At 71.9% G+C, this 6974-nt stretch carries 9 protein-coding genes; all 9 read right to left on the bottom strand.

The genetic code is table 11. The features are described from left to right. Positions 1-231 precede the first annotated feature (231 nt). On the bottom strand, positions 232-873 hold the full coding sequence (locus tag ACZ5XZ_RS36110) for an OmpA family protein (protein WP_468986161.1): 642 nt from the start codon (positions 871-873) through the stop codon (positions 232-234). A 13-nt stretch (positions 874-886) separates the two neighbouring features. Beyond that, the gene (locus ACZ5XZ_RS36105; protein ID WP_468986159.1) at positions 887-1474 is read right to left on the bottom strand and encodes a hypothetical protein; all 588 of its coding nucleotides are present in this window, start codon (positions 1472-1474) and stop codon (positions 887-889) included. A gap of 74 nt (positions 1475-1548) precedes the next feature. After that, on the bottom strand, positions 1549-2223 hold the full coding sequence (locus ACZ5XZ_RS36100) for a pilus assembly protein TadG-related protein (RefSeq protein WP_468986158.1): 675 nt from the start codon (positions 2221-2223) through the stop codon (positions 1549-1551). 17 nt (positions 2224-2240) lie between these two features. Continuing rightward, entirely contained in the window at positions 2241-2405 is a 165-nt protein-coding gene (locus ACZ5XZ_RS36095) for a membrane protein (protein WP_033266190.1), read from the bottom strand. A gap of 434 nt (positions 2406-2839) precedes the next feature. Continuing rightward, positions 2840-3733 carry a DUF5936 domain-containing protein gene (locus ACZ5XZ_RS36090; RefSeq protein WP_468986156.1) on the bottom strand — a complete coding sequence of 298 codons (894 nt, stop codon included), beginning with the start codon at positions 3731-3733 and terminating at the stop codon, positions 2840-2842. Positions 3734-3750: 17 nt separating this feature from the next. Continuing rightward, positions 3751-4740, bottom strand: a complete 990-nt coding sequence (locus ACZ5XZ_RS36085) for a type II secretion system F family protein (RefSeq protein ID WP_468986154.1) — start codon at positions 4738-4740, stop codon at positions 3751-3753. After that, positions 4737-6077 carry a CpaF family protein gene (locus ACZ5XZ_RS36080; RefSeq protein ID WP_468986152.1) on the bottom strand — a complete coding sequence of 447 codons (1341 nt, stop codon included), beginning with the start codon at positions 6075-6077 and terminating at the stop codon, positions 4737-4739. The genes ACZ5XZ_RS36085 and ACZ5XZ_RS36080 overlap by 4 nt, the downstream gene beginning before the upstream one ends. Continuing rightward, a complete protein-coding gene (locus tag ACZ5XZ_RS36075) occupies positions 6074-6592 on the bottom strand; it encodes a TadE family protein (protein WP_468986151.1) in 519 nt (172 codons plus the stop codon). Before ACZ5XZ_RS36075 ends, ACZ5XZ_RS36080 begins: the two co-directional genes overlap by 4 nt. Further along, positions 6589-6972 carry a TadE/TadG family type IV pilus assembly protein gene (locus tag ACZ5XZ_RS36070; protein ID WP_468986149.1) on the bottom strand — a complete coding sequence of 128 codons (384 nt, stop codon included), beginning with the start codon at positions 6970-6972 and terminating at the stop codon, positions 6589-6591. Before ACZ5XZ_RS36070 ends, ACZ5XZ_RS36075 begins: the two co-directional genes overlap by 4 nt. Between the last annotated feature and the right edge of the window lie 2 nt (positions 6973-6974).

Raw genomic sequence — 6974 nt, 5'->3', positions numbered from 1 at the left:
GACAGACCGTAGGACGAAGTCCGTAGGGCTGTCACCGCACCCGACAACCCACGCCCGCCGCAGGCGCAACGGCGAACAACCACCACGGGGCCGCAGCCGACAAACAACCGCCCGCCGCAGGCGCAACGGCGCGAAAGCCAGACAAGTCGGCCGCAGCAAAGCGCAGCGGAGGGGCCCGCCGCAGGCGACACGGCGAGAAACCAGCACGGCGCCGCAGACAAAGACGTGGGATTAGCTGGGCCCACCGGCCCGAGGAAAGCTGACTTCTACCCGCCGGTTCTTCGTGCGGCCTTCCTCCGTGCTGTTGTCCGCGATCGGGTACTGCTCGCCGTAGCCGCGGATCTGGAAGGCGACGGACGAGCCGAGGTCCTTGGCCAGCTCCTGCTGGACGGCGTTGGCGCGCTTGCGGGACAGCGTCAGGCCGTGGCCCGCCGAGCCGAGGTTGTCGGTGAAACCGAAGACCCGCAGGCTGGTGGCGTGCTGCCGCTTGATCTCGGCGGCGATGGTGGCGATCCGCGACAGCGCGTCCGGCGACAGCTCGGCGCTGTCCTTGCCGAAGAGGACCTCGGCCTGGAGCGCGAAGGTCACGTTGTCGTTGGTGTCCTGGCGGCGCTCGGAGCCGTCGTCCGTCTCGACGATGGACTTGATGTTGAGGACCTTGGACGGGGCGAGCTTGGCCCCCTGGACCATCCGCAGGTCGGGGTCGCCGGGGTCGATGCGGACCGGGGGGCTGGAGTCCTCGGTCACGCCCGGCGGGTCGGCATGGGCGGCGGGGGCCGTGAGCACCACGGTCAGCAGCAGGGCGACGGCAGCGGTCACGGCGGTACGGGCGCGGGGTGCACGCGGGGTCCAGGGCAGCGGGGTCACGGTCATCGGGGCGGCCCGCTCAGTCCGTGATCTGCACGCTGGCCGGCGGCATGGTCGGCAGCTGGAAGTCGACCTCGGTCACCTTGGCCGGCGGCGCCGGGAACTGCGCGAATATCGGACGGCTGGCCCCCGGCATCAGGCCGCTCAGCCCGGTCGTGCACAGGCACTCGCCGTTGGTGTCGCGCAGCACGAGATACCGCTTCTTGCCCGCCTTGTCGACCAGGGTGGCTCCGGAGATGGAGGAGCGGGAGCGCAGCTCGGTCTCGTTGGAGCGCCAGTCGATGGCGTTGAAGGCGCGGCTGCCGTGGTTGGTCACCGTGCCGTTGACGGTGACGAAGCCGCCGGAGTCCCGGACGACGGAGTTGAGGGTGACCACCACGCCGTCGGGGCCCTTCATCTCGCCGATCACCTTGGCGGAGTCGGCCGCGGGCGTGCCGGGGCCGCTGTCCTTGGGGGCGGTGCTGCGGGCCGGCGGCTTCTTGTCGTCGGTCGCCTGCGAACCGCCGTCACCGCCGCCACCACAGCCGGCCACGACGAGAGCCAGGCCGGCAGCGCTCGCCATGGCGACCGCTCCCCTGGCGGCCTTCGTGGTGCGCCGAATCCTCATGGATGCGATTCCTTCGATCGTCGTGTGGTCGGTCGGGTCGGTGCGGTGGCGGTCGGGGTGGTGCGGGTCCGGCCTCAGCGGGCCAGGCGTACGGAGAACAGGTCGGCGGCGTCGGGGGGATCCTGGAGGTTTGCGGGGTCGAGCGTCCATCCCTTGCCGTCGCAGGTGATCTTGATTGCGGCGGGCTCGGGGGCGTCCTTGCCGTCCTTGCCCTTGTCGGGCTTGTCGGGCGGGCCGCCGTCGTCCTCGGCCGGGTCGAGGGTGCAGCGCGGTCTGACGACGGAGGTCGCCCCGGCCGACGCGTGCTTGCTCTCGGTGCCGGGGATGACCGAACGGCCCACGGTGTCGCTGGTCTTGATGGTGACGGCGAACGAGGTGGGCCAGGAGTCCGGGGTGCAGGAGGCGACCTCGGCGTCGTTGCGGCCGGCGAACCAGTCCGCGCTCGCGCAGGCCCCGTCGGACGGGGCGCCGCGCCCGTTCAGCAGATCCTCCCAGGCGGCCCGGTCGCTCTCGTACCGCCCGTCGCGGAGGCCGTCGAGCACGCCCTTGGCCAGCAGTTCGCGGTACTTCTGGCCGGCGGCGAGCGCGGCCGCGTCGGCGGCGGTCTGCGCGCCGTTGCGGGTGGCCGCCGCCTGGCCCACGGCGAAGAACGCGAGCGCGAGAAAGAGCAGGCCCCCGACCGCAACGATGTAGAGCGGAAAGGCCTGCCCGGCGTCGCGCCGGCTGCGGCGCGTGATCGTGGCCGTCACGGCGGCGGTGGTGGTGCCTAGATACCGACGACGTCGGAGATCTTGTTGGCGATGGCGTTGGCGATCTGACTGCCGAAGTCCGTGGTCGACAGGACCAGGACGATCGCCACGACCACCGCGATGATGCCGAGGTACTCGATCGAGGTCTGTCCCCGGTCGTTCCCCAAAACCCGCTTCGCCATCGAATTCCCCTCCATGGGCGGCCGTACCGCTCTGGTCCGGCTGGTCTGCCCCCGTGGTGTCGGCGCGTTCGTCCGCGCTCATGACACGAGAAAAGTACGCCGGAACAGCGTTCCCGGAACAGGGATTCCGAACCCCTTCCTTTAGAAGGGGCACGGGCAACGGACACAACGGCGCGATTCGGCCACTCAGCCACACCCTGTCCACCCCCGTTCCCCCTTCGGGACACTGCCCCGCTCCGATGCCCATACGGGCCGGCGGGCCGCGGCGCACCGCGGCGCGGACCCGTCCGCCGGCCCACCCACTGTGGCACAACTCGTTGCTCCTGCGAAGGCGTTGTCGCGAAGCGCACGGTGAACCGTACGCATCCGGCCGGGCACGGGGCGCTGCCGCCGGGCGCACCCGCCGCCTTGGGTCCGTGGCGGGTGCGGCACGGTCAGTCGCCCATCAGGGAGCCGAAGTTGGTGCCCGAGCCGAGGAAGAAACCGGCGATGAGCAGGATCATCGTGGCCGGGACCATGAAGGTGGTGACGACCATGGTGGCCTTGGGGACCGCGCGGGCGGCCCGCCGCCGGGCGTTCTGGGCGTCGGTGCGCCGCATGTCGTTCGCGATCTGGATCAGGGTCTCGACGATGGGCGAGCCCAGCTCCTCGCCCTGCTGCAGGGCGGTGACGAACTGGGCGACCTGTTCCGAGTCGTTGCGTTTGCGCAGTTCTTCGAAGGCGGCGCGGCGGCTGACGCCCATGTCCATCTGCCGGAGCGTGATGCGGAGTTCATCGGCCCAGGGGCCCTCGTACTTCTCCGCGACGCGGTCCAGTGCCTGGCGGAAGCTCAGACCGGCGCTGACCACGACGGCGAGCACGTCCAGAAAGTCCGGAAGAGTGCGCTCGATGGTGTCCTTGCGCTGGCGGATGGCGGCCCAGATGCCGACCTCGGTCCAAAAGAGGCCGAAGAGCACCATCAGGACGCCGAGAACCGGCTGGCCGCGCAGGAACATCACCAGCGCGCCGAAGAATCCGAGGGCGCCGTAGACCGCGCGACGGGCGGCGTAGCGGTCGACGGTCAGCCCGCCGGGGTTGCCGGCCAGGTCGATGCGGCGGCGGATGCGGGCAGTGCGCCTGTCGCCCATCAGGCGCAGCACGAGCGGTGCGTAGCGCATGCCGGCCCGGTCCACGGCGGAGCCGACGGCCGTCGTACGGGTCGAGCCGACCTCCAGCGACAGCGCCAGGTCGGGCGGCAGCCGGGCCTCGCGGCGGTAGAGGGCGATGCCGCAGCAGATGCCGACGACCGAGAGCGCCAGGGCCGCGGCCAGCACCATTGCGATTCCCATACCGTCTTCCGTTCCCCTCAGACGTCGATCTTGGACAGGCGGCGGATGAAGAAGAAGCCGAGCCCGTAGAGGGCGAAGGCCACCACGACCGCGAGCTGGCCGAGGAACGAGGAGGTCATCCGGTCGATGGCGCCGGGGGCGATGCGGTTCATCAGCAGCAGGGTGCCGATGCCCAGCAGCGGGACCACATAGGCGGTGACCACCACCTGGGAGAGCTGGGTGCGGACCTCGCGACGGGTCTCCTTGCGCTCCTCCAGGGTCTTGGTGAGGTTGCGCAGCGAGCCGACGACGGTGCCGCCGGCGCGGTTGGCGAGCACCAAGGTGGTGACCAGGACGACCAGTTCGCGGGACGGGAGGCGTTCGGCCAGCTCGCCGAGCGCCTCGTCGATGGAGTGGCCGACGGAGAGCTTGTCGGAGACCTTCGCCAGCTCCTCGCCGGCCGGTGCCTCCAGCTCCTCGGCCGCCATGCCCAGTGCCGTGCGCAGCGCCAGCCCGGCCTGGGTGGCGTTGGCGAGGATCCGGGAGAGCTCGGGCAGCTGGTTGATGAACTTCTCGATGCGCTTCTGGCGCTGCCAGTTGAGGAACGCGAACGCCGCCCAGATCGCGACGAGTGCGGCGATCGGACCGAAGAACGGGGCGAGGACGGCCTGGGCGATCAGCCACAGGGCGAGGACGGCGGCGAGCATGCCGACGAAGAACTCACCGGGGGTGACGTCCAGGCCGGTGGCGGCCAGCCGCAGTTCGAGGCGGCGGCCGAAGCGGGTGCCGCGCAGGGTGCGGTCCACGGACGGGAAGCGGCGCCGCCGTCCGGCCACCGGCAGCCCGTGGTCGTCGTCGAGCCGGTCGACGACGGCCTGCCGCTGGGCGCGGCCGGCCGCGTAAGTGCGTACGCCGGCGATCGCCAGCACCCCGCACAGCAGCGTGGCCCCGATGGTGAGCTGGACGAGGTGCGTCCCGGTGGCCGCGATCGGCCCCCCGGCGGCGGTGGTCAGGGCCCAGCCGGTCATGAGGTGGCCCTCCGGGTGGCGAGTTGGTCGTCGGTGGCCGCGACGCCGAAGGCTGGCGGGGTGGGCTCGCTCGCCATGAAGAGGCGTTCGGCGACCCGGCGGGGCAGCGGGAAGTAGCGGAAGCGGCCGTGCACGATGCGGTCGGCGCCCATCGGTTCGGCCTCGAAGCGGCAGACCGTGGTGATCCGGTAGTCCTCGTGGCCGCGTGAGCCGAGGATGGCGATCTCGCTGATCCGGCGGGAGCCGTCGGCGTGCCGGGTGAGCTGGACCAGGCAGTCGACGGCGCTGTTGATCTGGTCCCGCAGCGCCTCGAAGGGGATCTTGACGTCCGACATGGAGGCCAGTGTCTGCAGCCGCATCAGGGCGTCCTCGGCGCTGTTGGCGTGGACGGTGGCGAGCGAGCCGTCGTGGCCGGTGGACATGGCCTGGAGCATGTCGAGGGTCTCGCCGCCGCGCACCTCGCCGACGATGATGCGGTCGGGGCGCATGCGCAGGGAGTTGCGCACCAGGTCGCGGATGGTGATGCGGCCCTTGCCCTCCACGTTGGGGGGCCGGGACTCCAGCCGGATGACGTGGGACTGCTGGAGCTGGAGTTCGGCGGCGTCCTCGACGGTGATGATCCGCTCCCCGTCGGGGATCAGTCCGGAGAGCGCGTTGAGCAGGGTGGTCTTGCCGGCGCCGGTCGCGCCGGAGACCACCACGTTGAACTTGGCGCGGACCAGCCCGGCCAGCAGCATCAGCATCTGTTCGTCGAGCGTGCCCATGCCGATGAGCTCGGACAGGGTGTAGGCGCGCGGGAAGCGGCGGATGGTGAGCGTGGCGCCGTTCAGGGCGAGCGGCGGGATGATGACGTTGACCCGCTCGCCGGACGGCAGCCGGGCGTCGACCATCGGATTGGACTCGTCCACGCGGCGGTTGACGGTGGAGACGATCCGCTCGATGGTCTGCATCAGCTGCTCGTGGGAGGCGAACCGCACGGGGACCAGCTCGACCCGGCCGGAGCGCTCGACGTAGACCTGGTCCGGGCCGTTGACCATGATCTCGGTGATCGAGGCGTCCTCCAGCAGCGGCTCCAGGACCCCGAGGCCGAGCGCCTCGTCGACCACCCGGCGGATGAGCTGGGCGCGTTCGGCCGTCGACAGCACCGGGCCCTCGCGGCTGATGATGTGGCCCAGTACCCGCTCCAGCCGCGAGCGGCGCTCGGCCGCGGCCAGCGAGGACATCTCGGCGAGGTCGATCTCCTCCAGCAGCTTGGCGCGGTAGACGGCGACCATATGGCTGTCCTGGCGCGCCTCGCCGGCCGGTTCGGGGGCGACGATCCTGCTCTTGAGGCTCATCGCCGGGGTGCTCCTGGTGCGTTTCGTGCCACTGGCACTCCTGGTGCTCCTTCGCGCATACGCGCTGCGCTGGGTGTCTCGGGGCGGGGCATGGTGGCGCTGCGGCTGGCGGAGCCGAAGTCGACGCCGGGGATGAGGGAGGGGATCCGCACGGTCGCGGTCGCCCGGACCGCGCCGCCCGAGCCGCCCACGGTGATCGACGCGTCGTCGGCGACCCAGCCGGACATCGCGGCCCGGCCTGCGGTCTGCGGATCGCTCTCCCGGTCGGCCCGGTCCATCGAGGCGGTACGGGCCGCGGCGCGCGCTCCGGTGCCGGCCTGTTGGACGGCGTACGCCGCCAGGCCCAGCTGGACCACGGCCAGCGCGACCAGCAGCAGGATCGGCAGGAAGCCGAGGAACTCGATGGACACCTGGCCCCGGTCGCGGCCGTGGCCGCGCAGCCGGGCGGCACGGCGCGGGCGGGCCGGGACGCGCGGGCGGCGGCCGGGGGTGACGGGGGTGCGTGCGGCGGTCATCCTCGGTCCTCCTTCGCGGCGCCGGCCGTGCCGGTGACCGTCCACGGGAAGTCGCCCGCGCCGGGGAAGAGCACCGGGACCTTGATCTTCACCGTGGCCTTCCACAGGCCGGACCCGGTGCCGCAGGAGGTCGAGGCGCCGGCCCGCCAGGCGGACGGGAGCTGGTCCTCGGCGGCGGTGCGGCAGGCGCCCGCGCCGCCGCCCTCCGTGGCGGTGGCGGCCCGCGCGCCCCGGTCGGCGGAGTGCGCGGCGAGCGAGTAGGTGTACCCGACCAGCACGAACTGCCACAGCAGGACGAGTACCAGCAGGATCAGCGGGAGCAGCCCCAGGAACTCCACGGAGACCTGCCCGCGGTCGTTGCCACCCAGGGGGCGCCGCACCG

Source organism: Streptomyces sp. NPDC033270 (assembly GCF_055576575.1).
Note: the sequence above shows the minus strand (reverse complement) of the source record. Positions and strands in the feature narration are given on the sequence as shown.